Annotated in this window: 22 protein-coding genes; 12 read left to right on the top strand and 10 right to left on the bottom strand. The window is 33.3% G+C overall.

Translation table 11 applies throughout. The features are described 5' to 3' along the window. Positions 1-37 precede the first annotated feature (37 nt). Positions 38-1,222, bottom strand: coding sequence for a pyridoxal phosphate-dependent aminotransferase (locus ACFFGA_RS05730; protein ID WP_386060981.1), 1,185 nt, complete (start codon positions 1,220-1,222; stop codon positions 38-40). Positions 1,223-1,246: 24 nt separating this feature from the next. Continuing rightward, positions 1,247-2,341 (bottom strand): fatty acid desaturase family protein, encoded by a 1,095-nt coding sequence (locus ACFFGA_RS05725; protein WP_386060978.1) that lies wholly within the window; start codon positions 2,339-2,341, stop codon positions 1,247-1,249. A gap of 144 nt (positions 2,342-2,485) precedes the next feature. Here ACFFGA_RS05725 and rsmG point away from each other — a divergent pair, with 144 nt between their 5' ends. Then, entirely contained in the window at positions 2,486-3,115 is a 630-nt protein-coding gene (rsmG, locus tag ACFFGA_RS05720; protein WP_386060975.1) for a 16S rRNA (guanine(527)-N(7))-methyltransferase RsmG, read from the top strand. Positions 3,116-3,125: 10 nt separating this feature from the next. On the opposite strand, the gene ACFFGA_RS05715 is transcribed toward rsmG, so the two are convergent. Together ACFFGA_RS05715 and ACFFGA_RS05710 are read right to left on the bottom strand one after the other, a co-directional pair. Beyond that, complete coding sequence (locus ACFFGA_RS05715) at positions 3,126-4,805, bottom strand: DUF6029 family protein (protein ID WP_386060972.1); 1,680 nt, start codon at positions 4,803-4,805, stop codon at positions 3,126-3,128. Between the two features lie 35 nt (positions 4,806-4,840). Further along, on the bottom strand, positions 4,841-5,323 hold the full coding sequence (locus tag ACFFGA_RS05710; protein WP_386060970.1) for a TlpA family protein disulfide reductase: 483 nt from the start codon (positions 5,321-5,323) through the stop codon (positions 4,841-4,843). A 116-nt stretch (positions 5,324-5,439) separates the two neighbouring features. Here ACFFGA_RS05710 and ACFFGA_RS05705 point away from each other — a divergent pair, with 116 nt between their 5' ends. Continuing rightward, a complete protein-coding gene (locus ACFFGA_RS05705; protein ID WP_386060967.1) occupies positions 5,440-6,522 on the top strand; it encodes an Omp28-related outer membrane protein in 1,083 nt (360 codons plus the stop codon). A gap of 91 nt (positions 6,523-6,613) precedes the next feature. On the opposite strand, the gene pruA is transcribed toward ACFFGA_RS05705, so the two are convergent. Continuing rightward, positions 6,614-8,239, bottom strand: a complete 1,626-nt coding sequence (gene pruA, locus ACFFGA_RS05700; RefSeq protein ID WP_386060964.1) for an L-glutamate gamma-semialdehyde dehydrogenase — start codon at positions 8,237-8,239, stop codon at positions 6,614-6,616. 143 nt (positions 8,240-8,382) lie between these two features. Here pruA and ACFFGA_RS05695 point away from each other — a divergent pair, with 143 nt between their 5' ends. Then, complete coding sequence (locus ACFFGA_RS05695) at positions 8,383-9,390, top strand: DUF6695 family protein (protein WP_386060961.1); 1,008 nt, start codon at positions 8,383-8,385, stop codon at positions 9,388-9,390. On the opposite strand, the gene apaG is transcribed toward ACFFGA_RS05695, so the two are convergent. The 4 genes from apaG to ACFFGA_RS05675 form a co-directional block, all read right to left on the bottom strand. Then, positions 9,387-9,773 carry a Co2+/Mg2+ efflux facilitator ApaG/CorD gene (apaG, locus tag ACFFGA_RS05690; RefSeq protein WP_386060958.1) on the bottom strand — a complete coding sequence of 129 codons (387 nt, stop codon included), beginning with the start codon at positions 9,771-9,773 and terminating at the stop codon, positions 9,387-9,389. The genes ACFFGA_RS05695 and apaG overlap by 4 nt on opposite strands. A gap of 62 nt (positions 9,774-9,835) precedes the next feature. Continuing rightward, positions 9,836-11,212 (bottom strand): pyridoxal phosphate-dependent decarboxylase family protein, encoded by a 1,377-nt coding sequence (locus ACFFGA_RS05685; RefSeq protein WP_386060955.1) that lies wholly within the window; start codon positions 11,210-11,212, stop codon positions 9,836-9,838. Between the two features lie 68 nt (positions 11,213-11,280). Then, positions 11,281-12,531, bottom strand: coding sequence for a type IX secretion system plug protein (locus tag ACFFGA_RS05680; RefSeq protein ID WP_386060952.1), 1,251 nt, complete (start codon positions 12,529-12,531; stop codon positions 11,281-11,283). 56 nt (positions 12,532-12,587) lie between these two features. Continuing rightward, positions 12,588-13,361: a DUF6090 family protein gene (locus ACFFGA_RS05675; protein ID WP_386060949.1), complete on the bottom strand. Its 774-nt coding sequence runs from the start codon at positions 13,359-13,361 to the stop codon at positions 12,588-12,590. Between the two features lie 166 nt (positions 13,362-13,527). Here ACFFGA_RS05675 and ACFFGA_RS05670 point away from each other — a divergent pair, with 166 nt between their 5' ends. The 7 genes from ACFFGA_RS05670 to ACFFGA_RS05640 all read left to right on the top strand — a co-directional run bounded on the left by ACFFGA_RS05670 (position 13,528) and on the right by ACFFGA_RS05640 (position 20,589). Then, positions 13,528-14,877: a Na(+)-translocating NADH-quinone reductase subunit A gene (locus tag ACFFGA_RS05670; protein ID WP_386060946.1), complete on the top strand. Its 1,350-nt coding sequence runs from the start codon at positions 13,528-13,530 to the stop codon at positions 14,875-14,877. Further along, complete coding sequence (locus tag ACFFGA_RS05665) at positions 14,877-16,100, top strand: NADH:ubiquinone reductase (Na(+)-transporting) subunit B (RefSeq protein ID WP_386060943.1); 1,224 nt, start codon at positions 14,877-14,879, stop codon at positions 16,098-16,100. The genes ACFFGA_RS05670 and ACFFGA_RS05665 overlap by 1 nt, the downstream gene beginning before the upstream one ends. A gap of 2 nt (positions 16,101-16,102) precedes the next feature. Beyond that, complete coding sequence (locus ACFFGA_RS05660; protein WP_386060940.1) at positions 16,103-16,852, top strand: Na(+)-translocating NADH-quinone reductase subunit C; 750 nt, start codon at positions 16,103-16,105, stop codon at positions 16,850-16,852. A gap of 3 nt (positions 16,853-16,855) precedes the next feature. Beyond that, positions 16,856-17,488, top strand: a complete 633-nt coding sequence (locus ACFFGA_RS05655) for an NADH:ubiquinone reductase (Na(+)-transporting) subunit D (RefSeq protein ID WP_386060937.1) — start codon at positions 16,856-16,858, stop codon at positions 17,486-17,488. A gap of 51 nt (positions 17,489-17,539) precedes the next feature. After that, on the top strand, positions 17,540-18,277 hold the full coding sequence (nqrE, locus tag ACFFGA_RS05650) for an NADH:ubiquinone reductase (Na(+)-transporting) subunit E (RefSeq protein ID WP_386060934.1): 738 nt from the start codon (positions 17,540-17,542) through the stop codon (positions 18,275-18,277). A 9-nt stretch (positions 18,278-18,286) separates the two neighbouring features. Beyond that, on the top strand, positions 18,287-19,591 hold the full coding sequence (gene nqrF / locus ACFFGA_RS05645; protein WP_386060931.1) for an NADH:ubiquinone reductase (Na(+)-transporting) subunit F: 1,305 nt from the start codon (positions 18,287-18,289) through the stop codon (positions 19,589-19,591). Between the two features lie 140 nt (positions 19,592-19,731). Continuing rightward, positions 19,732-20,589 (top strand): hypothetical protein, encoded by an 858-nt coding sequence (locus ACFFGA_RS05640; RefSeq protein WP_386060928.1) that lies wholly within the window; start codon positions 19,732-19,734, stop codon positions 20,587-20,589. Positions 20,590-20,641: 52 nt separating this feature from the next. On the opposite strand, the gene ACFFGA_RS05635 is transcribed toward ACFFGA_RS05640, so the two are convergent. Next, positions 20,642-21,007 (bottom strand): cupin domain-containing protein, encoded by a 366-nt coding sequence (locus tag ACFFGA_RS05635; RefSeq protein WP_386060925.1) that lies wholly within the window; start codon positions 21,005-21,007, stop codon positions 20,642-20,644. 67 nt (positions 21,008-21,074) lie between these two features. On the opposite strand from ACFFGA_RS05635, the gene ACFFGA_RS05630 reads away from it, so the two are divergent. Both ACFFGA_RS05630 and ACFFGA_RS05625 read left to right on the top strand, forming a co-directional pair. Continuing rightward, a complete protein-coding gene (locus ACFFGA_RS05630; RefSeq protein ID WP_386060923.1) occupies positions 21,075-21,941 on the top strand; it encodes a DUF4846 domain-containing protein in 867 nt (288 codons plus the stop codon). A gap of 70 nt (positions 21,942-22,011) precedes the next feature. Further along, complete coding sequence (locus ACFFGA_RS05625; protein ID WP_386060920.1) at positions 22,012-23,958, top strand: T9SS type A sorting domain-containing protein; 1,947 nt, start codon at positions 22,012-22,014, stop codon at positions 23,956-23,958. Positions 23,959-23,982 lie beyond the last annotated feature (24 nt).

Below are 23,982 nucleotides of genomic sequence, written 5' to 3'. Positions count from 1 at the left end.
TTTCCTTTTAAAAAAGGCGATTGATGAAAAAGTTATACTAGCTTAACGCAGTTTTTATCCTTTTAATTGCCTCTTTAATATTTTCTTGTGATGCCGCATAAGAAATTCTAATACAATTTGGGTTACCAAAAGCTTCACCTGTTACTGTTGCTACCAAAGCTTGTTCTAATAAAAACAAAGACATATCTGTAGCATTGTTAATCGTTTTTCCTTTAATGGTTTTTCCAAAATATGAAGAAACATTTGGGAACACATAAAAAGCGCCTTCTGGTTCGTTGGTTTTAAAACCTTCAATATCATCTAGTAGGCCTAAAATAAGTTTACGTCGGTTTTTAAACTCATCCACCATATACTGTACGCTAGATGCTGGTGCTTCTAAAGCTGTTATTACAGCACGTTGTGCTATACAATTAGCACCACTAGTAACCTGACCTTGCATTTTATTACATGCTCTAGCAATCCAATCTGGAGCTCCAATATATCCAATTCTCCAACCTGTCATGGCAAAGGCCTTAGATACACCATTTACTGTGATGGTTCTATTAAACATATCATCAAATTGAGCGATACTAAAATGTCCACCTTTAAAATTAATATGTTCGTAGATTTCATCTGAAACTACATATATATTAGGATGCTTTTGCAATACATCTGCTAAAGCTCTTAATTCTTCTTTACTATATACAGATCCACTTGGGTTACAAGGAGAACTGTACCAAATCATTTTAGTTTTTGGAGTGATTGCAGCTTCAAGTTGTGCTGCTGTCATTTTAAAGTCGTTCTCTATGTCGGTTTGTACTTCAACAGGAACTCCGCCATTTAGTTTTACAATGTCACTATAACTTACCCAATAAGGACAAGGTAAAATAACTTCATCTCCATCATTTAGCATCACCGACGCAATATTAAAAAGAGACTGTTTAGCCCCTGTAGAAACTACAATTTGCGGAAGTGTATAATTAAGATCATTGTCACGCTTAAATTTGGTGATAATAGCTTCTTTTAATTCTACATAACCATCAACAGGAGTATAGCTGTTGTAGTTTTGATTTACCGCTTCAATAGCAGCTTCTTTAATAAAATCTGGAGTGTTAAAATCTGGCTCACCTAAACTTAATCCAATAATGTCTTTTCCCTCTGCACGTAATTCTCTTGCTTTTGCAGCCATGGCTAGGGTAGCTGAAGTCGATAGATTATTAATTCTATCCGAAAGTTGGTTCATGATTTTGTAATAATAGAATTTTGCTTAAATCGCTGGTCGCATACCCATTTCTTTCAAAAATCTGAAATGTGCTGCAATAGCTTTTCTTGTGGTTTCGTATTCTTTATAAGGTAAATTAAATTCCTTAGCAGTGTCTTTTACAATCTTAGCGATTTTTCCGTAGTGAATATGACTAATATGAGGAAAAATATGATGCTCTACTTGATGATTTAGACCACCTGTGTACCAATTTACCAACCAATTTTTTGCGCCGAAATTAACTGTAGTTTTTAACTGGTGAATAGCCCAAGTGTTTTTCATTGTACCATCTTTTGCAGGCAAATGCATCTCTGCTTCATCCATTACGTGCGCCAATTGAAAAACAACACTTAATATTAAGCCAGCAACATAATGCATAATTAAAAAGCCTATGATGACTTCATACCAAGCTAAATCTGTTAAAAGTATTGGTAATACTATCCACATAGAAACATATAAAAGTTTTGTAACGACTAATTTACTCCAGTTGACTACAGGATTCGGTAATTTGCCATAAGATAACTTTCGTTTCATATAGCGCTTCATTTGCTGAAAATCTGTAGTAATAGCCCAATTAATGGTCAATAGTCCATATAACAGTATTGAATAATAATGCTGAAATCTATGATGTTTATGCCATTCTGCATGTTTGGAAAAACGTAGAATTCTTCCTGCTTCTAAATCTTCATCATGTCCATGTATGTTAGTATATGTGTGATGTAGAACATTATGCTGAACTTTCCAATTGTAAACATTTCCGGCTAATATATAGATACTGCTTCCCATTAGGCGATTAACCCATTCTTTGTTAGAAAACGATCCGTGGTTACCATCGTGCATTACATTCATACCAACACCAGCCATACCAATACCCATAACAATGGTTAGAAGTATTTGTGCCCAAGTAGGTATATCTAAAGTTAGAAGTAAAAAATAAGGTGTTAAAAATATAGCAAACATTACTATAGTCTTAACCCAAAGTTGCCAGTTACCTGTACGCTTTATATTATTGTCTTTAAAATAACTGTTAACGCGTTTGTTTAGAGTTCTAAAGAACTTTGCAGAGTCAACTCTAGAGAAGGATAAGGTTTGTTGTGCCATTTATTATATTAATTTATGTTATAACGTATGGGAATTGAATACAGTATAACGGGTCAAATATAGTTAATAATTAAAATGAAGCATTATGTATTAACGTTATTTTATCCACATTAAAATAATGTACTTTTGCAAAAATTGAATATAATGGATTTAATTCTAAAATATTTTCCAAATTTAACGGAAACTCAAATAAAGCAGTTTGAAGCTTTAGAATCACTCTACAATGATTGGAATACTAAGGTAAATGTTATATCCCGTAAGGATATAGATGAGTTATATATTAGACACGTACTTCATTCTTTGGGTATTGCCAAGGTAGTTCGGTTTACGGATGGCTCGTCAATATTGGATGTAGGCACTGGAGGTGGATTTCCAGGTGTGCCATTGGCTATTTTGTTTCCTAATTGTCAGTTTCACTTGGTGGATAGCATCAATAAAAAGCTGAAAGTTATTAATGCTATTTGCGATACTATTGAATTAACGAATGTAAAAACTACACATAGTAGGGTTGAAGCCATAGATGGAACTTATGATTTTATTGTAAGTAGAGCAGTAACAGCAATGCCAGAATTTACCAAATGGATAAAAGGAAAAATTGCCAAAAAGCAGCAAAACGAACTTAAAAATGGCATCTTATACCTAAAAGGTGGTGATTTAACAGAAGAACTAAAAAACTATACTGCGGTTAAAGCTTATTTATTATCCGATTATTTTGAAGAAGCATTTTTTGATACTAAAAAGGTCATTTATCTGCCACTTAAATATAAAAAATAACAACAGAAAGTTAAAAACTCATAAGTAAGCTTGCTGATAGCCCTGTTGCTTCTGGTACAAATCTACACACACCTCCAACACATACTAGGCCAGCTCTCTGTCTTCCATAGTTTAAAGATAGACGGGTTGTACCTTTATTAAAGCTGCCTCCAAAATTAAAATAATGAGTTTCTTTAGTGCTACTATCTAATCCACTATTATAAATATCATTTACATAAAGTGATAATCTTGGGCTAAAATTAAACTCAAAAGTGCCACCAACCCAATCATGATTTTCAGAGTTAGACCATAGTTTTTGAGCTACCAATCTAACAGATTTTCCTTTACCAAGTTTGTTTGTTGTTTCCAAAACCAGAATATTTGATTGAATTTGTTCACCAGAAAAATTGTCTTCAATGGTTTTTTGATTGTAATATTGATTAACAAAGTAGAAAATTGAGCTCCATTTTTTTGACCATTTTTTTCTAATTTCCAAGCTTAAGTCAGAGAAATATTTAGATCCAAAGCCTAAGTAGTCTACATCATAACTAAGGTTTCCGTAATCAAAATCACCTTTTAGGCCAGCCCAATATGAAGCGTTAAAAGCTAATTTAGTACCATATTCACCTCCAAGTGCTGATCCTTTTTTGATATTGTAATATAAATCTAGTTGCCCTCCTATTTCTCCAGCTTCCATAAGTTGAGGGTCTGCAAAAATAACTTGAGATTGTGCTTGGTAGACAAAAATATTGGTGAGTAAGTAATCATGCTGTTTGGTCAATGCTGGTGTAAAATTTATATTGTTTTCTAAATATACGTTTCCAGTTTTTTCGCGCTCTGAGAAAAACCCCATATTTTCTAGACGTCTAAATGTGGCATCAATACCGAATCCTTTTGTGGAAAAACCAGTGTTGATTGACAATGCATTTCCTGGGTTTACAAAATCATTTAATAACTGACCAGCAATAACGGTAACATCTTCAGATTTATAAACATATTCGGCATTGGCATAAAAATTATTCTTATAAAAATCAAATCGACCAGAAAAAGCATTAGTCAATTCATCAAAATTTGGATCTTCAATTTTTGTAGCTTCTTTTCTTCCTACATAACTTAAACCAATACTGTAAGAAGAGTTTTCAGACTTTAATATTGTAGATAGGTCAATTTCTGTATTAAATCCAAATATTTCCCCATCTGATGTTTCAAAACCAAATCGCTGTTTCCCATAAAGCCCAGTAAGTGATAAAAAATCTAAAGGCCTATATTTTAATCTACCTCCTAGTAGGGCATTATTGATACCTAATTGTCTGTCTTCCCAATTTCTTAATATCAATCCACTGCCAAATTGCTCATAGAAGTGACCAGCATTTATTTCTAACTTAGAATTTCTGTAGTTTAAGGAGTATATACCTAGGTTAGTGCCCTCAAAATTTGGAGAGTAATTAAGTAAAGCCAATGGTTCATAAGATTCTACTTGAGCAGTAGCTGTGAAGTTTTTTAAAAAATTATAATCTAATTTTAGATATGTATTAAATCTTAAGTGTTTGTCTCCATCTTGGTTTTCACTATCGAAAAAAGGACCAGTTTTTTTGTCATCATTGTACCAAGCCATATTAGACTCTAGTCCAACTCTTAGACCGTCTAACGATTGGGCTGATACGCTGTTTAATGATGAATAAAAAAACAATAACAGTATTAATTTTTTCATTTAAAGTATTTAAGGATTGATTAGTTTTTTAATGACTATTTGTTGCTGTGCTCTTTAATTATGTCATAAAGTTCATCTTCACTGCCGGGCGTATATCCTGTGCGAGTGTGAATAATTTTGCCATTTTTAACCACTATTACGTATGGTAAAATATTGACATTCAATGCACGTTTAAAATCTTGATTATCGTCAATTAAAATTTGGTAATCCCAATCTTTACCATTTATAAGCGGAATAACTCTTTTTTTAGTTCTAGCATCATCAGTTGAAATAGCAATTAATTCTACATTAGTTTCTTCTTGCCATTCTTCATAAACATCTGCAATAGCATCTAACTCATTAATGCAAGGCACACACCAAGTTGCCCAAAAGCTAAAAATCTTAATATCATTAGAATTGGCTAGTTCGTTTATTGATATAGAGTTCCCTTCAATGTCTTGAAGCGAAATATCCGGTATATCTTGGGCATAGATTAGTGAAAAACTGAGGAAGGTAATCGTTAAAAAAAAGTATTTCATAGTGAACTAATAATTGTTTATTTTCTAAATATTTGACAATAATAATACCAGAATTTTGAAAAATTAGTATAATTTGCGTTTTTTTGAAGAAAATATTATTAAAAATTTTAAATTTTATGAAAACAAAACAGTTTGCAATCCTTTTTTTAGTAGCTATAGCAACATTTTTTAGTTCTTGCAGTAGTGACAGCAGTGATGGTGGTGGAGATGGAGATGGTGATGGTAGCAATGACCTAACAAGTATAAGTGTAGAAGTCTCTAGTTCTGTAGAGTGCGGTATTTATGCTGGTGATACAGTGAGTTTTGCTGTAACAGGAAATAATGGACAAGATTTAACCAATCAATCTACTATAATGGTTAATGGTAATAGTATAAGTGGAAATACATATACAACTTCAGAATCTGGTTCTTTACAAGTTACTGCGACATATCAAAGCCTTACAAGTGGCTCATTGCAAGTAGGTGTTTCCGAGGACCATTCAAAATTTACCAAACATGTTTTAATTGAAGATTATACAGGTACTTGGTGTGGTTATTGTCCAAGAGTATCTTATGCAATCGAGTTGACTAAAGAGCAGACTGATCAAATAGCAGTAATTGCCGTACATAATGATGAGGAGTATTATTGTGATGAGGTTGAGGCTTTAGAAAACGCATTTAATATTAATGCATACCCAACGGTTAAAGTTGATAGAGCTGCAGATTGGACATTTCCTGAACCTAATAATATAGATCAAGTGGTTAATAAAACACTATGTGATAATGCTCCTTTAGGTTTAACAGTTATACCTACATTAAATGGTAATAATGTAAATGTAGAAGTTAAAGTTAAATTTAGTGAAGACTTTTCCTTTAATAACACTAAACTTGTTGTTATGGCTGTAGAAGACGATTTAATTGCTAATCAAGAAAACTATACTAGTTATTATGGTGGTGTAAGTGTTATACAGAATTTTGAACATGACCATGTGTTAAGAGCTAGCTTAACTAATGTTGCTGGTGATGCTATACCTAGTAATGATATTCTTGAGTCTGTTTATAGTAGAACCTTTTCATTGAGTGTGCCATCAAATGTTACTAATGCTTCAAAGTTGAGTTTTGTTGCTTTTGTATCTAACAATAACTTTACTGGAGCCCCTTATGTAGTAAATGCTAGAGTTGGGCATTTTAATGAAGTTCAAAGTTTCGAAGAAAATTAAGATGTTAAGAAACTGTAGATAACTACTAAAGCTTGAAACAAAAAACCTGAGCAATATACTCAGGTTTTTTTGTTTTAGTGTATTAAAGGTCTTATCCTAAAAAAGGGTATCTGTAATCTGTTGGAGTTACAAAGGTTTCTTTAATTAATCTAGGAGATACCCAACGTAATAAGTTTTGAGCACTACCAGCTTTATCATTAGTTCCTGAAGCTCTAGCACCACCAAATGGTTGTTGTCCTACAACAGCGCCTGTTGGTTTATCATTGATGTAGAAGTTTCCAGCTGAGTTTTGTAAAGCCTTTGTCGCTTCTTCAATAGCGTAACGATCTGTAGATAAAATAGCTCCAGTTAGTGCATATTCACTAGTTTCATCAACAAGTTTTAAAGTTTCAGAATAAGCGTCGTCTTCATATACGTATATTGTAATAACTGGTCCGAATAACTCAGTACACATTGTAGTATATTTTGGGTTTGTAGTCACAATAACTGTAGGCTCAATGAAGTAACCTTTAGATTTATCATAATTTCCTCCGGCAATTATTTCTGCATCACTATCTGCTTTAGCTCCGTCAATATATTTAGCCAATTTATCAAAAGAACCTTCATGTATTACAGCTGTAATAAAATTGCTCATATCTTCAGGAGATCCCATTTTAAAAGATTTAATATCTTCTAATAAATAATTCTTAACATCTCCCCAAATTCCTTTAGGAATATACGCTCTTGATGCTGCACTACATTTTTGACCTTGAAATTCAAAAGCTCCACGAGAAATAGCGGTTGCAACTTGTTTTGCATTTGCTGACTTGTGTGCTATTATAAAATCTTTTCCACCTGTTTCACCAACAATTCTTGGATAAGTTTTGTAGTTATGGATATTGTTTCCAATTTGTTTCCATAGCTCTTTAAAGATATAAGTTGAACCAGTAAAATGTAAGCCAGAAAAATCTGGACTCGCCATTACCGTATTAGTAATCATTACAGGATCACCAAATACAACATTAATAACTCCAGCTGGAACGCCAGCTTCTTTAAAAACATCCATAATAACCTTAGCAGAATATATTTGGCTATCGCTTGGTTTCCAAACAACAACATTGCCCATTAATGCCATACATGCTGGTAAGTTTCCAGCAATAGCAGTAAAGTTAAAAGGTGTTACAGCATAGGTAAATCCTTCAAGAGGTCTGTATTCTACTCTGTTCCATGCGTCACTTGTGCTTTCTGGTTGCTCCATATAAATGTCAGTCATAAACTGAACATTAAAGCGTAAGAAATCTATCAACTCACATGCTGCGTCAATTTCAGCTTGATGAATCGTTTTAGATTGCGCAATCATAGTAGCAGCATTAATCTTAGCTCTATAAGGGCCTGCGATTAATTCTGCAGCTTTTAAGAAAATACCAGCACGTTGTTCCCAAGGCATTTGAGACCATGATTTACGTGCTTCTAAAGCAGTTGTAATGGCAACTTCAACATGCTTTTTTTCTGCAAGGTGATATTCTCCTACAATATGTTGGTGATCGTGTGGTGGAGACATTGTTCTGGTATTTCCAGTTTTTACATCTTCTCCATTTATGAACATTGGGACTTCAACCTTACTGTTAAACATTGCTTTGTATGTTTCAGACACAGCTTTGCGTTCTGGTGATCCAGGTGCGTAAGACTTTACTGGTTCATTAACTGCTACAGGTACATTAAAGAATCCTTTTCCCATAATATATTTTGTTTTTTAGTTTGAATTTTGAAAGTGCAAAGGTACAATATTTATGATATATCGTTTCTATCAAACGTTATAGTTATGTGAATATTAAAAAGATATTTTTTGTAAGTTGCCACTTGAATTTTCTTAATTTATTTATGCCACAAAATGATGCTTTTATTCTAACGCTTGCCTATCCAGAAACTATTGTTTCGCATGCGGAAGAATGGTACTCTAAGTTTTTAAGATTTCTTTTTATTGGAAGTAAAAAACATGTGCGAGCTGGGCATGCAGCCTTAGTGCTTATAGATAAATCTACAGGTATCTTAGAATATCACGACTTTGGAAGGTACATAACTGCTGCGCCTAATGGTAGAGTGCGTGGAAAAGAAACTGATTTTGAATTGAACTTTCCTATTGTCGCAAAAATTGAAAATGACACTATTCTTAATCTGGATGGAATTCTTAAGTTTTTGTCAACACATCCTAAGTTAACACATGGAGATGGTAATTTATATGCTTCGGTATGTAATGCTGTAAATTATAGTTTAGCAAGGGCACATATAGACAAGATGCAGGCTAAAGGTTTTATTAGGTATGCGGCATTTATAAAAGATGCCTGTAATTGCGCACGTTTTGTTACAGATACTTTAATTGCTTCGGTAACTGATGCTGGTATAAATAAGAAATTAAAAAACTCTAAATGGTTTACTCCGAGCACAATTGGTAATGTTGTCATTGCTGATACGGAAAATTCTGTGTTTTTGGTTTCAGACAAAGGTGTGATTAACAAATTTAATTCTACAGTAAGTAAAGAAAACAGAAAGTTGTTTTTAGATACTTTAAAAGGTTATAATCCTAGTTTGGTTGGTACTTTGAAGTCAAAACCTAATGAGGTCAAAGCAGAACATGCCCAATGGTTAAGCGGTATTGCAGCAGGAGCTTGGTTTGAAATTTATGATTTAGCAGACGATGTTGAATATAGATTTAGAAGAATTTCACCTTATGGTAATATTGATTGTGATGGTATTTATAAAGTGAATGATGATAGTTTTGATATTGCTTCGGACTACCAATTTGTACATTATTCTAACTGCCTGTTCTTTCAAATTGAACAAGCGTCTAAAATATTTCGATTTGATTTTGTGAAAAACTTTGAATCCTAATTAAGTGCAAAAGGAGCACTTAATTTAAAAGAAGGAATATATACCTTAAATTTACTGGCCTTTGTAAAGTTAACCATATTGTAATGGCCTTGCATAGCTCCAAAAGGAGATGTTAGAAGGCATCCTGAGTTGTAAGTGTGAGACTCGCCAGGTTTTAAAACTGGTTTTTTTCCGATAACGCCTTCCCCTTCAATAATTTCTTCATTATTAAGAGCGTCGAGGATTTTCCAGTGTCTGGTGTTGAGTTGTACAGAATCTTTACTTTGGTTTTCAATAGTTACTTTATAACCGAAAGCGAAGTGCACTTTATAATTCTTATAAAATGTACCTTCAAAATTGGTTTCTACAGAAATTTTAATTCCGCTTGTAACTTGTTGTACCATAAATTTTAAGAAAATAGTATGCTAAAATAGTATAATTTTTGAATGAAGCACTATTTTTTAGGTTAAGAGGTTGTTATTTTTGATATATTTTTTGCGACAAAGCTTTCTAAGGTTTCAAAAAAGGTTAAAATATCTTCTTTTTCTAGTAGATTATTTATGGTTACCATTCTTACAAATTCTTGGTTATTGAATTTTCCGAAACCAACCATTAATTCCGAATTTTCATAGAGTGCTGTACATAATTTACTGGCAGAAATGGCTTTATAATTAAAGCAAACAGAAATTGAATCTTCAAAGCTATATAGTGTATAGTCCTTATGATTTTTAATGTAATCTCTTGCGATTTGAGCCATTTCAAACTGTTTGTCTACAATTTTTTCTAAGCCTTTAGTGCCTATGGATTTCCATAGTGTCCATAATTTTAGAGCATCATTGCGTCGTCCGCACTGAAGCGAGGTTTTTCCTAAGTTAAACTCATCTCCATCCGTTTGGTATAAATAATCGGCTTCGTTAGAAAAAGAATGATGTAATTGTGCTCTATGTTGTGTTACTATGATAGAACAACTCAAAGGTGTTCCCAACATCTTATGTGCGTTAACACTAAAAGAGTCTGAAAGTTTTAAGCCTTTAACCAAATGTTTATAGGTGTCACTAAAAATAACACTGCCACAATATGCACCATCCACATGCAACCAAAGATTATGTTTTTTGCAAACTTTGCTTATGGCTTCTATATCATCAAATGCACCTAAAACAGTTGTTCCTGCAGTTGCGTTAACGAAGAAAGGTTGAAAACCTTTACTAATGTCATTTTCAATCAGTTTATTGAGGTGGTCAGCTAACATTTCGCCTTTTTTGTTAGTGTTAACAGCTCTAACATGGTTTCTTCCTATGCCAATTAAAGCTGCGTTCTTAGAAATGGAATAGTGCGATTCTGATGAGGTATAAAGTGTCATTTTTGATGTAAGCCCATGTGTTCTTATAGACACATTTTTAGCATCTCTGGCCATAATTAATGCCATCATATTGCTCATGGATCCACCAGGTGCCAAGGTGCCATCACTGGTTTCAGAATAGCCAGCTAATGCGCAAATGTTTTTTAAAATTTGTTTTTCAATACCTACTTGAGGGCCAGCAACTTTATAAGTGTACATGCTGTTGTTAAGCATTACAGCTAGTAAATCTCCAAGCGTAGCCTTACCATTCCTGCCTCCAAATAGTTGGTTAAAAAAAGACTTAGATGCTGTTTTTGGTGTGCTTTTTATAATCTGGGCTAATGTATTTTTTAACTCCTCATCGATTATACCATCTGCATTTAATGATAAATCTAATTGATTGTATATTTCTGTAGTAGGTATGAGTTGAGCAACAGGTTGATTGCTCTCGGCTTTAAAAAGTTGGTCGCATAATTCATTAAATAGGGCAATTTCATTTTGCATGCTAAATCTTTTTTTTGATGTGAAGGTAAAAAGAAATTTAGTCTAAACTCGAAAAAAACCTTACAGCACTAATTTGAGATATTTACAGAACTTGCTTCTCCATAGCCAATTAGCCTGTCAAATCGTGCTCCTAAATCCCTGTAATACACCAAAACTTTGTAATTGTTTTCTGTCTGCCAAAAGTTTCCACTGATGGCACCTTCTTCCAGGTTGCCAGTTTCTTTATCAACTACAACGTATTTATAATTGTAGAAACCTTGTTTAAGACGCATCATAGTTTCGTATTTGCCGCTTTCAGAATTGAATTCCATTTTTGTTAATGGCTCAATAGCATAAGCATTAAAGTTGCCATAGACATGTATGTCCTTGTCTTTTAGTTCTTGTTGCAACAATGAAAAATGAACCATGGTGTAATCTGCTTCTATATCAATATTTATACCATCAGCTGCGGTTACTTGAAAATTACCGTTAATATCAGGATTGTATGTGTAAGGTCTATCTTTTCTAACGATATTTGTGTATAGGTAACTATGGTAAATATCTTTTAGGTCAATAAATTGTACACCAATGTTAGATGTTCTTACATCTCTATTTTCAAAATATAGATATTCATTTCCGCCCCAAAATGCTGATTCAGTATCGTATCTGTAAATGAGTTCATTCCCTAAGGTGTACTGTGGCTTTAAATCGTTTATTGAAGTATTTAGATTATTGTTCTGAACAATAAGGGTTTTTATGGTTTCTAGAGGATTATTAAAATTAATACTATTTGTGGCAACTACGATATCTACAGATTGTTTTTCTGCTATAACCTTGACGTCTCTAGAACGTTTTACTTTTACGCCAACATTAACAACATCTTCATATATCATAAACTTTCTGCTGAACATTAATTCATCGTAATCGTCGTAAATGGAAATCATGTAATTACCACTTTTCAACAAAGCGCGTGTCTGAATGTTTGGAATTTGCAATTTATAGTGCGAATAAATCTGATAGGTGTTAAAGGAGTTCTCATAGGTTAAGATGCGTTGATTGTCCAGCCCTCTTAAGTATTCGGCTTTAGCCAAAACAGAAGGTGTCCAATCAAAATTATAGTGCTCTATAACATAATAAAAATCTTCTTCGTTAGCGTTAAGGGCGTCAAACTCTAATACTAAAGGCTCTCCCAACTTTAAGATTGGTAATTGACCTTGAGTTGTATTACTCTTAAAAGTTATTGTTTTTATAAAATCTGGTGGACTAACTTCCTCAACTTGAGCAATTAAAACTGCAGGAGTTAATAGGAATAATAATATTCTATATAAGTTTTTTTTCATTATTAAAAATCTATAAGGCATAAAGATAAACAAAATCTATGCCTTAAAATGGTGTGTTATTTTTCAAGTTCGCTATCAATTAAGCTTAATATAGAATCTGCTTGTTTGAGCATACTTTGTTGACGGTCATACCTGTTTTTTTCTAATACAAGTTTATAATATAAATTGCCAAAGTAACGGTCGTTGCTAAAAAACTTTTTAGATACTATTAAGGTGTCATGTTTTCTTGGGATTAAATTTAAATGATTTCTGAATTTTTTGTTAGCCAATTTTAAGGTAATGTCGCTGATTTGGTTAGTTAATATTATTAATAAATCCATAGCAATGTTATGGTCTTCAAACCCAGACTCTATTTCAGAAGAAAATTGTGCCAATAAGTGTCTTAAATTTTCATTTTTTATTAAATCAACTTTGCCAGCACTAATTAAAGCATTGTAAGCACCAGTTACAGGTTCTGCTCTGTAGAAAGAAGTTCCGTAGCCTATTAAAAGATCTAAGGAGTCTAGATGTGTATCAAAGTATTCATAGTTGTGTTCATTTTCGCTTTCATGAATTTCAATAAGAATTTTGCTATAATCTAAAACACGTTTTTGTTGTACCATGACATTTTCAATTCTGGTTTTAGAGACTTGAAAATCGCTTTGTAAAGCTGTTAATATTTTATGCTCTTCATTTGCGGCTTTGCGATTTTCATTCCATGTATTAATCTGTAGTGCAATTAAAATACCTATAACCACAAGGATGATTTCACCTATGGCATATTTAAGATAACGTTGTGTTTTGTTTTTGTCTAGCAATTTTTTACGACTATTTCTAAATAGTTTTATCATGTTCAATTAAAGTAATTGAGTCTAAAGATAATTAATAAAGCATCATCTGATATATTAAACTTATTTAAAATCATTATAAATAAAAATGTTGCGTTTAATTTGAAAATTTATTTAAGCATTAATTCGTAAATTTGCACGGATTTTTAGATAACTAATCTTTAAGTATATGTCAAAAGACATCAGAATTAAAAAGGGTTTAGATATAAAGTTGGTCGGTGAAGCCGAGAAAACTACCGAAAATGCTATAATCAGCAATTTCTATTCTGTCAGACCTGAAGACTTCCACAGTATAATCCCAAAACTTGTTGCAAAAGAAGGTACACGTGTTAAAGCGGGTGAAACTTTGTTTTATAATAAGGATAATGAGGATATGAAGTTTGTTTCTCCAGTTTCGGGTGAAGTAACTGAAGTACAACGTGGACCAAGACGTCGAATCGACGCAATAAAAATTACTGCCGACAAAGAGCAGATCTATGTAGATCATGGTAAGTTTGATTTATCATCAGATGCTGAGAAAGTAAAATCACATTTATTGGCTTCTGGTTGTTGGCCTTTTATAAAGCAACGTCCTTATGATGTTGTGGCAAAAGCTAACAGTACTCCAAAAGCAATTTTTGTATCTGGTTATGCCAGTGCTCCATTGGCTGCAGATTTAGATTATACCTTAGCAGGTAAAGAGGCTGAATTACAAGCTGCTGTTACTGCGCTTTCAAAATTAACCGAAGGTGGAGTGCATATTTCTGTTGGAAATAACAAGTCTCCATTAGTTTATTTAAATGACGCAATAACTTATAAAATTTCTGGTCCACATCCAGCAGGTAATGTTGGTACTTTAATAAATAAAGTAAGTCCAGTAAACAAAGGTGAAGTTGTTTGGACAGTAAATGCACAAGATTTAGTAATTATTGGTGAGTTATTATTAACTGGGAAGTTTAATGCTGAGCGTGTTGTTGCATTAGCAGGGTCTTCAGTTAAAAAGCCAAGATACTTTAGAACTAAAATAGGTTCTGAAATAGCAACTATGGTTTACGATAACGGTGTTGATAAAGATGGTAATGACCGCATTATTTCTGGAAATGTATTAACAGGAAAACAGGTGAAACCAGATGGATTCTTAGATTACTACAGTAACATTATTACTGTTATCCCTGAAGGTGATGATTATGAATTCTTTGGTTGGAATAAACCAGTTTTCAATAAAGTGTCAACGTCTAGAGCTTTAACTTTTTCTTGGTTGAACCCTAAGAAAAAATACAATTTAAATACGAATACAAACGGTGAGCATCGTGCATTTGTAACTACAGGAACTTACGAAGAAGTATTTCCTTTAGACATTTATCCTATGCAGATTCTAAAGGCTTGTATGTATCAAGATTTAGACGAAATGGAAGCTTTAGGAATGTATGAAGTTGCACCAGAAGATTTTGCATTAACAGAATTTGTATGTGTGTCTAAACAACCACATCAAAAAATTATAAGAGAAGGATTAGACTTAATGCTTAAAGAGATAGGATAATGGGTTTAAAACAAAATTTACATAATTTTAAAGTAAAGAATAAAGACAAAAAGTGGTTACCAGGCTTTAATGCACTTTTTACGTTTTTATATATGCCAAATGAGACGACTCACAACGGAACTCATATTAAGGCAGCGGATGATTTAAAGCGTACAATGAATACTGTAATCATGGCTTTAATACCATGTTTAATATTCGGTATGTTTAATGCAGGTTATCAGCATCATTTAGCTTTGGGCGAAATTGCAAGTGCCTCAGGGTTTTTTGATAATATGTTTTGGAACTGGGATAACCTAGTAATAGGGTTGTGGAAGGTTCTACCTTTAGTAATCGTTTCTTACGGAGTTGGTTTAGCAGTAGAATTTATTTTTGCTATTATCAAAGGACACGAAGTAGAAGAGGGTTACTTAGTAACCGGAATGTTAGTGCCATTAATTGTACCTATTGATACTCCACTTTGGATGTTAGCTGTTGCTGTCGTATTTGGTGTCGTAATAGGTAAAGAAGTTTTTGGTGGAACAGGAATGAATATCCTTAATCCAGCATTAACAATCCGTGCGTTCTTATTCTTCGCATATCCAACATGGATGTCTGGTGATAAAGTTTGGGTGCATGGTGCTGTAGAACGTGATCAAATGATTGCTGCAGGACAAAATGTAGATGCTATTTCAGGTGAAACAATCTTAGGTAGTTTAGCACAAAACAAAGGAGCTGGTTATGAAGTTATGGATATGTTCTACGGAATTATTCCTGGTTCGGTTGGTGAAACTTCTACACTGTTAATCTTATTAGGAGCTTTATTCTTAATCTTTACTAAAATTGGAAGTTGGAGAATTATGCTATCATCTGTAATTGGTGCCTTAGTAATGGGCTTAATCTTCAACGGAGTTGTAAGTTCTGGTTGGATTACAGAGTCTAGTAAATTTTATGGATTAATGAGTACAGAATTCTGGCACCACTTATTAATAGGAGGTTTTGCTTTTGGTACAGTGTTTATGGCTACAGATCCTGTAACGGCTTCACAAACAACCAAAGGAAAATGGATTTATGGTTTCTTAGTAGGATTTATTTCTATTATGATACGTGTATTTAACCCAGCATATCCAGAAGGTGTAATGTTAGCCATTTTATTAATGAATGTGTTTGCACCGACAATAGACCATTATGTGGTTCAAGGAAATGTAAAGAAAAGAATGAAACGTGTAAAAGCTAAAGTTGCTTAACAATGGAACAGAGAACAGATAAAAATTCATATACTATAATTTTTGCCATTGGTATGGTGATTATTGTAGGTGCTTTATTAGCGTTTTTAGCGTCTTCGTTAAAACCGACTATTACTGAAAATGAGCGTTTAGAAAAACAACAAAACATCCTATACGCTATGGGTGTTAATGCAAATGAGGGTTCTAGTGCAAATTTTGTTTCTACAGATGAAGCTCCAGAATTATTCAAGCAGTATATCACAAAGCAATTAGAAGTACAAGGTGGTAAAGCAGTTGAGAATGATCAAGCTTATTTAATAGATGTAAAAAAGCAACAAGCTAATGCCAAAAATGGTGGTGTTAGAAAGTTACCATTATTTGTAGGTGAGAAGGATGGAAAGACATATTACATAGCACCAATTAGAGGTAAAGGACTTTGGGATGCTATTTGGGGTTATGTTGCTTTAGATGAAAACATGGTAGTTCAAGGAGCTTATTTTGACCACAAAGGAGAAACTCCAGGTTTAGGTGCAAACATAAAGCAACGCTATTTTATGGACGACTTTATTGGTGAACATTTATTGTCAGAAGGAGGTGCTTTTAAAGGTATCACTGTGGCTAAAGGAAATGCAGATCCTAAGAACGAAGATAAAACAGATAATGAGGTAGATGCTATTGCAGGTGCAACAATCACTGGTGATGGTGTTACAGCAATGATTAAAAAAGATTTAAAGCTGTATTTACCTTATTTTCAAACTTTAAAAGGAAACTAAGACATGGGAAAAGACAGTAAATTAATATTAGACCCATTAGCAGATAATAACCCAATTACCATTCAGGTATTAGGTATTTGTTCTGCTTTAGCTATTACAGCAGAGTTAGAAGCATCAATAGTGATGTCTATCTCAGTATTATTTGTACTTGGTGTTGGTAACGTTGTTATTTCTTTAATGCGAAATATCATTCCTTCAAAAATTAGAATTATTGTACAACTTATTGTTGTTGCAACACTTGTAATTATAGTAGATTTAGTACTAAAGGCCTTTGCATACGAACTCAGTAAAACACTTTCGGTATTTGTTGGTTTAATTATTACCAACTGTATTATTATGGGACGTTTTGAAGCTTTTGCTTTAGGTAATGGACCATGGAGATCATTCTTAGATGGTATTGGTAACGCTTTAGGATATGGAGTTATACTTATCATTGTAGGTTTCTTTAGAGAGCTATTAGGATCTGGTACTTTATTAGGTTTCCCTGTATTAGGTGACCCAATTGAGAAAACAGGATTATACGCTTTAGGATACGAAAATAACGGGTTTATGTTATTATCTCCAATGGCACTTATAGTTGTAGGAATCATTATTTGGGTACAACGTAGTAGAAATAAAGCGTTAATAGAAGACTAAAACTTAGAATTGTCATCCTGAATTTGTTTCAGGATCTCAAACATAAAATATATGGAACATTTAGAATTATTTTTCAAATCGATATTTATAGATAATATGGTATTTGCTACATTCTTAGGGATGTGTTCTTACCTTGCTGTATCTAAAAAAGTTTCAACTGCAGTTGGTCTTGGTGCGGCAGTAATTTTTGTATTAGCTATTACAGTACCATTAAACTGGTTATTAGATCAATATATATTACAACCAGGTGCCTTATCTTGGTTAGGTGAAGAGTATGCAAGTTACGATTTAAGCTTCTTATCATTTATTATGTTTATCGCTACTATTGCTACTATGGTACAATTAGTAGAAATCGTAGTTGAGAAGTTTTCACCTTCATTATACAACTCATTGGGTATTTTTTTACCATTAATTGCTGTAAACTGTGCCATCTTAGGCGGTTCTTTATTCATGCAATCTAGAGAGATAGAAACACTAGGTCTAGCTTTAAATTATGGTATAGGTTCTGGTATTGGATGGTTCTTAGCCATTTTAGCTATTGCAGCTATTAGAGAAAAGATTAGATATAGTAAGGTTCCACCAGCATTAAGAGGTTTGGGAATTACATTTATTATTACAGGTTTAATGGCTATTGGGTTTATGAGTTTTGGAGGTATGTTAACGGGAGGTGATGAAGAAGCTGCACCAGAAGATCAATCTGCTGCTATTGAAGTAATAAAAGAGGATGTTAAAAAAGTAGAAGCTAAGCTTGAGTCTGACTTAAACGTAGCAGAAAATACAAACAAGTAATTGAAAAGTATGATATTAGCAGTAGATTTTGGAATTATTTTAGCAACTGTAGCAGCTTTTTTAATAGTAACATTACTATTGGTTGCTTTGTTATTATTTGTAAAGCAAAAATTATCACCATCTGGACCTGTAAAGATTCTAATTAATGGTGAACGCGAAATAGAAGTGGCTTCAGGAAGCACGCTTTTAAATACTCTTGGAAATAACAAAGTATTCTTACCATCTGCTTGTGGTGGTGGTGGAACTTGTATTCAGTGTGAGTGTCACGTTTTATCTGGTGGTGGTGAGGCCTTACCAACAGAAACACCACATTTTTCAAGAAAAGAATTGCAACAAGGAGCACGTTTAGCTTGCCAAGTTAAGGTTAAGCAAGACATGGAGATTACAATTCCAGAAGAAGTTTTTGGTATCAAAAAATGGGAAGCTACTGTTGTTCGTAATTATAACGTTGCATCATTTATTAAGGAATTTGTTGTTGAGATTCCTGAAGATATGGGTTATAAAGCTGGTGGTTATATTCAGATAGAAATTCCTCCATGCGAAATAAAATATTCTGACATAGACATTACGGCTCACCCAGAAGAGCATGAAACACCAGATAAGTTTCAGGCAGAATGGGATAAGTTTGGACTTTGGCCATTGGTAATGAAAAATACGGAAACTGTAGAGAGAGCGTACTCTATGGCTTCATACCCTGCAGAAGGACGTGAAATTATGCTAAACGTGCGTATTGCAACTCCACCATGGGATAGAGCAAAGAATGGATGGATGGATGTAAATCCAGGTGTAGCGTCATCATATATTTTTGCGCAAAAACCAGGTGATAAAGTAGTTATTTCTGGTCCTTATGGAGAGTTCTTTATCAACGAGTCAGATAGTGAAATGCTTTATGTTGGTGGTGGTGCTGGTATGGCTCCGATGCGTTCGCATTTATATCACCTATTCAAAACTATTAAGACTGGTCGTAAAGTAACGTATTGGTACGGTGGACGTTCTAAGCGTGAGCTATTTTATATAGATCACTTTAAATCTTTAGAAAAAGACTTCCCTAACTTTAAATTCTACATGGCGCTTTCTGAGCCTTTAGAAGAAGATAATTGGAAAGTAAAAGAAAATATAGATGCTCCAGGTGATGGTTTCGTAGGCTTTATTCACAATTGTGTAATTGAAAACTACCTTAATCATCATGAAGCACCAGAAGATATAGAGTTATACTTCTGTGGTCCACCTTTAATGAACCAAGCAGTTCAAAAAATGGGTGAAGATTTCGGAATCCCTGATGAGCATATTAGATTTGACGATTTTGGAGGTTAAATTCTGTAAAACAGGAAGCTCGTAATCGAGAAATGTTGCATATAAAAAGCCAGTACTAGAAAAAGTGCTGGCTTTTTTGTGAAAATTAGTTACAGTTGCTTAATCCTTATATATTTGTAGGAAATTTACAATTACAATTTATGAAAAATCTATTTTTATGTGCCATTGCGTTAATGGTGTTTTCTTGTTCTTCTGATAGTAGTGATGATGATGGTGGTTCAGCATCAGGAAATGGAACTAAGATTAAGACCATTAAAAAAATTGGTACTAACGGTATAGTTGAACAAACTACAAGTTACGAGTACAATTCAGAAGGAAATGTTTCAAGATTACTTTTTGAAAACGTATATGGCGAAACAACAGATACCTCTTTTGAGTATGATTCAAACGATAGAATGATATCGTTTACAGAAGTTAAAGTTGATGCTTGGGATGATATTAGAACTGAAATTGATTACTTGGAATATGAAGGCGACGTAGTTGTTAAGATATGTCAAGATATTACTTATGAAAATACAACATCTTCTTTCGACCAACCAGAAGTTGATAAAATTGAATTTGAGTATAACGATAGCAATCAAAATGTCAGCCTATTTACTCATTTTTACCAAGAAGATGCTGAGTTTTCTACTTGCGATGACGTTTCTAGTGTTTCTAATACAGAAGAGATGGAATTTGACGCCAATGGTAATATGACGAGGTATGAGAACAGTGATTATTTTTGGTCACCAAGTTATTTAACATACAACTATGATGATAAAAACCATCCACTAAAAAATGTAAAACCAGATGCTTTTAGAAAATTAATAGGAGCATCTTCAGTTAATAACATTAATTCAGCTAACGAGTATAATGCAGAATCTAATGAATTAATAGGAACCATTTCTTTCAGTTACACATACAATGCTAGTAATTATCCGACGGTTATGGAAAGAACTTATACTAGTGAAGGTAGTAGTGCAGGGCAAACAATACGTTATGAATATACATACTATTAGTATAAATAACTTTTAAACATTAAAAAAACCAACGGTAACTTCGTTGGTTTTTTTATTTGTATTCCATAATCAAAAATACTGCTGTGCTGTCACCAATATTTAAAACTTCGTGGGTTGAAATGCTATCTTTTTTGAAGCTATAACCCGTTGGGACATTAACTTCTCTAGTACCTTTGTAATCCGTAATTCTAAATTTACTTCCTTGTAGTGTATAACCAAAGTGAGGGTTGTGATAATGTTTCTCGTGGCCAACACCAGGTTCAAACGTACATTTTAAAACCCTTAAGTTAGAATTGTCCTCTAGCACTTCGCAAACCGCATTACCTTCCCATCCAGCTTCTAAAGGATCTGGTAAACTGCTTTCGTTTTTGCAACTGGTTATTGCAAATAAAAATAGTACAAAAATGTTACGTTTCATATAAAGCTAAAATTACAAAATATAGATGCTATATAACAAAATCTATAAGTAATTCGTTACATTAATTATGAAGAAAGGAATACTTACTTTATTAGCTTTAGCTGTGTTTTTTTTGTTCGCGTTTCAACTTAGGCCAATTAAAAAAGCAGTTGAGACTGTAACGGCAATAATTGAAACGCCTAGTTTAATTAATAAAGATAGCTTAACTATAAAGTCTAGAGTTAATGTGCCTTCTGGTTACCAACGTGTAGAATATACTATAGGTAGTTTTGAAGACTACCTGAGAAATTATAAATTAAAATCCTTTGGTAGTAAAATTATAAACTACGATGATTCCGAATATTTTTGGCAAGGTGGACACATTGGGATTTTAGAAATTCCCGTACCTAAAAACGGATTGCAACAATGTGCAGATGCATTGATTAGAATTAGAAGCGAGTTCCTTTGGGATAATAATAGAAAAGACGAAATTGGTTTTAAGTTTACCTCTGGTCATTATTGTTCGTGGACAAAGTATGCAGAAGGCTATCGTCCAAAAATTAATGGAAATAAAGTGTCATTTCATAATACTGCTAATACAAACCATACAAAAGAAAATTTCTATAAGTACCTTAATTTAATCTATATGTATTCAGGTACATTATCACTTTACAATGAATTGGAAGCTGTAAAAGCCAAAGACCTAAAAATAGGCGATATGTTAATTAAAGGAGGTTCTCCTGGACACATTGTAATGATTGCTGATGAGGTGATTAATGACAATGGTGAAAAACTATTTTTACTGTTTCAAGGCAATACACCAGCACAAAATGTACACTTAGTCAAAAATCTCGAAGACGCTTCAATTTCACCATGGTATCAATTGAAGGATGATGCTGTAATACCTGTTTCAAACTACACTTTTGATAGTGCAAAGTTTGTTCGTTTTAAATAATATTAATTTTTCTGCTCACATTATAAAAACGTTTCGATGTAATGGTATAAACTATTAAATGCTATTAATTATGAAACGAATTTTATTTTCTACACTATTTTTCATAGTCACATTTACCATCTTAAATGCCCAAAACTATGATCAGGTTGTTTTTACGGGTGAAGGTGATGGTTATTCTTGGGAAGACGATTTAAACTGGAGAAGGGGAGGAGACCCATCACTTCCAGGGGTTCCTCAGGCCTATGATGATATTTTAATTGAATATTCCTACGTGTATTTTAACGGACTTGGGTCCATCCCATTAGATCAAGAATACGGAACCCTAGAGCTACGCTATGGAGCATATTTAAGTACACAAGGAGACTTTCATCTTTTGGGTGATTTTATTGTAGATACATCAAGTACTTTTGAAGCTATTGTGAGAGATGTAGATTTAATTCACAATGTAACTTGCGAAGGAAACTATTTTTTTAATGGTTCAATGCAAGTCGCTTTTTCAGGTTTTGTACCACAAATTGGGCAAAGCTTTCTTATAGTTGATGGTTACCAAGGTTCTTGTGCTACTTCTCAATCTACGATCAGTTATGGTGATGGTTTTGAGGTTACAATGGGCGCACAATGTGATTTTGATAGTTTAAGCTATGTAGTTACAGACATTAATTACACCACAGCACATGCTTGGGATGGTGAAGGAGGTGATGGTCTTTGGAATAATCCTGCAAACTGGGATCCCAACGGAATTCCACCAGCAGGTGCAACAATTATTATCAATTTGCCAGGGACAGGAGGTTACGCCATCACAGATGGAGCAGGTATAACCGATACTCATACCATTTATATAGGACACAATAACACACTTGAGGTAAATGGAGATTTATTAGTGGCTAAATATATTTACCTATCTAAGAATGGAACATTTAATTGGAGAGGTGGTAAAATTTATAGTCCAGACGAAAATGAACAATCTGGCATGATAAGTTACGGACATATAAATCTAAATGGACCAGGACTAAAAGAATTAGATACCAATTTTAATATCTGGAATTATTTTGAAGACATCAATCATAATCAAGGTAACTTAAATATTAATAATGGAGTAATAAGGATGTTTAACTTTAATAGTTATAATATAAATAATGATAATATAACTATTGGTTACAGTAGTGGCAATCTCCATGAACTAACGATTAGTGTTATTAGTGAACTCAAAAAAACTACTGGTGTAGGTACATCTTCAATTAATTTGACAACATTTATAAATTACGGTGATGTTGTAGTTGAGTCTGGTACTTTAGCATTTAATGAAGATTTAACTACAGGAGAATATCAAGAATATATTAATGGTGAACTTGTAGATTATATTGGGACTTATGGTGGTAGTGGAAGTTTTCAATTTCCAACTGGATATGTTTTTGATGGAGAAATGTCTCCTGGAAGCTCTCCAGGTATTTTGACAATAATGGGAGATTTAATCACAGCACCAGAAGCGGATTTTATTATTGAAATTGATGGACCAACAGTTGGCACAGAATACGATCAAATTGTTGTCACAGATGATGCAAAATTAGAAGGTACAATTCAAGTTTCTCTCGGTTATTTACCAGCTAACGATGCAAGTTTTGAAATTCTCACTGCATCATCAATTTCCTTGTGCAATTTACCTACACAAGTCACAGCTAATTATAATGGAACGGATTACACCTTCGATGTGGTTTGTTATAATAATAAAGTATATCTCAATGGTCCAGGTGCCGTATTGTCAACTCCTGAGATAGAAGAAGAGATGATAGGTATATATCCAAACCCTATCCAAAATGAGCTTAATATAAAACTAAAAACCCAATCAGAAGGCAGTTGGATTTTGTTTAATGAGTTAGGACAAATAGTTAAGGAAGGGGAGTTGTTAGGTGTTGAAACTAAAATAAACACAGCAAATTTAGCTCATGGTTTCTACGCATTACAGATAAAAGATAAAAACAAAACCACTGTATCAGTGAAAAAAATAATTAAAAATTAATTAAGAGGATGACTTGCTATTAAT

It is taken from the genome of Winogradskyella pulchriflava, from assembly GCF_042434315.1.
In the GTDB taxonomy this organism is placed as follows: domain Bacteria; phylum Bacteroidota; class Bacteroidia; order Flavobacteriales; family Flavobacteriaceae; genus Winogradskyella; species Winogradskyella pulchriflava.
This window is presented reverse-complemented; position numbering and strand designations above follow the sequence as displayed.

Excerpts from the sequence above, each read along its gene's own strand:
- ACFFGA_RS05730 (WP_386060981.1), bottom strand. The coding sequence starts at position 1,222 with ATGAACCAACTTTCGGATAGAATTAATAATCTATCGACTTCAGCTACC.
- ACFFGA_RS05725 (WP_386060978.1), bottom strand. The coding sequence starts at position 2,341 with ATGGCACAACAAACCTTATCCTTCTCTAGAGTTGACTCTGCAAAGTTC.
- rsmG (WP_386060975.1), top strand. The coding sequence starts at position 2,486 with ATGGATTTAATTCTAAAATATTTTCCAAATTTAACGGAAACTCAAATA.
- ACFFGA_RS05715 (WP_386060972.1), bottom strand. The coding sequence starts at position 4,805 with ATGAAAAAATTAATACTGTTATTGTTTTTTTATTCATCATTAAACAGC.
- ACFFGA_RS05710 (WP_386060970.1), bottom strand. The coding sequence starts at position 5,323 with ATGAAATACTTTTTTTTAACGATTACCTTCCTCAGTTTTTCACTAATC.
- ACFFGA_RS05705 (WP_386060967.1), top strand. The coding sequence starts at position 5,440 with ATGAAAACAAAACAGTTTGCAATCCTTTTTTTAGTAGCTATAGCAACA.
- pruA (WP_386060964.1), bottom strand. The coding sequence starts at position 8,239 with ATGGGAAAAGGATTCTTTAATGTACCTGTAGCAGTTAATGAACCAGTA.
- ACFFGA_RS05695 (WP_386060961.1), top strand. The coding sequence starts at position 8,383 with ATGCCACAAAATGATGCTTTTATTCTAACGCTTGCCTATCCAGAAACT.
- apaG (WP_386060958.1), bottom strand. The coding sequence starts at position 9,773 with ATGGTACAACAAGTTACAAGCGGAATTAAAATTTCTGTAGAAACCAAT.
- ACFFGA_RS05685 (WP_386060955.1), bottom strand. The coding sequence starts at position 11,212 with ATGCAAAATGAAATTGCCCTATTTAATGAATTATGCGACCAACTTTTT.
- ACFFGA_RS05680 (WP_386060952.1), bottom strand. The coding sequence starts at position 12,531 with ATGAAAAAAAACTTATATAGAATATTATTATTCCTATTAACTCCTGCA.
- ACFFGA_RS05675 (WP_386060949.1), bottom strand. The coding sequence starts at position 13,361 with ATGATAAAACTATTTAGAAATAGTCGTAAAAAATTGCTAGACAAAAAC.
- ACFFGA_RS05670 (WP_386060946.1), top strand. The coding sequence starts at position 13,528 with ATGTCAAAAGACATCAGAATTAAAAAGGGTTTAGATATAAAGTTGGTC.
- ACFFGA_RS05665 (WP_386060943.1), top strand. The coding sequence starts at position 14,877 with ATGGGTTTAAAACAAAATTTACATAATTTTAAAGTAAAGAATAAAGAC.
- ACFFGA_RS05660 (WP_386060940.1), top strand. The coding sequence starts at position 16,103 with ATGGAACAGAGAACAGATAAAAATTCATATACTATAATTTTTGCCATT.
- ACFFGA_RS05655 (WP_386060937.1), top strand. The coding sequence starts at position 16,856 with ATGGGAAAAGACAGTAAATTAATATTAGACCCATTAGCAGATAATAAC.
- nqrE (WP_386060934.1), top strand. The coding sequence starts at position 17,540 with ATGGAACATTTAGAATTATTTTTCAAATCGATATTTATAGATAATATG.
- nqrF (WP_386060931.1), top strand. The coding sequence starts at position 18,287 with ATGATATTAGCAGTAGATTTTGGAATTATTTTAGCAACTGTAGCAGCT.
- ACFFGA_RS05640 (WP_386060928.1), top strand. The coding sequence starts at position 19,732 with ATGAAAAATCTATTTTTATGTGCCATTGCGTTAATGGTGTTTTCTTGT.
- ACFFGA_RS05635 (WP_386060925.1), bottom strand. The coding sequence starts at position 21,007 with ATGAAACGTAACATTTTTGTACTATTTTTATTTGCAATAACCAGTTGC.
- ACFFGA_RS05630 (WP_386060923.1), top strand. The coding sequence starts at position 21,075 with ATGAAGAAAGGAATACTTACTTTATTAGCTTTAGCTGTGTTTTTTTTG.
- ACFFGA_RS05625 (WP_386060920.1), top strand. The coding sequence starts at position 22,012 with ATGAAACGAATTTTATTTTCTACACTATTTTTCATAGTCACATTTACC.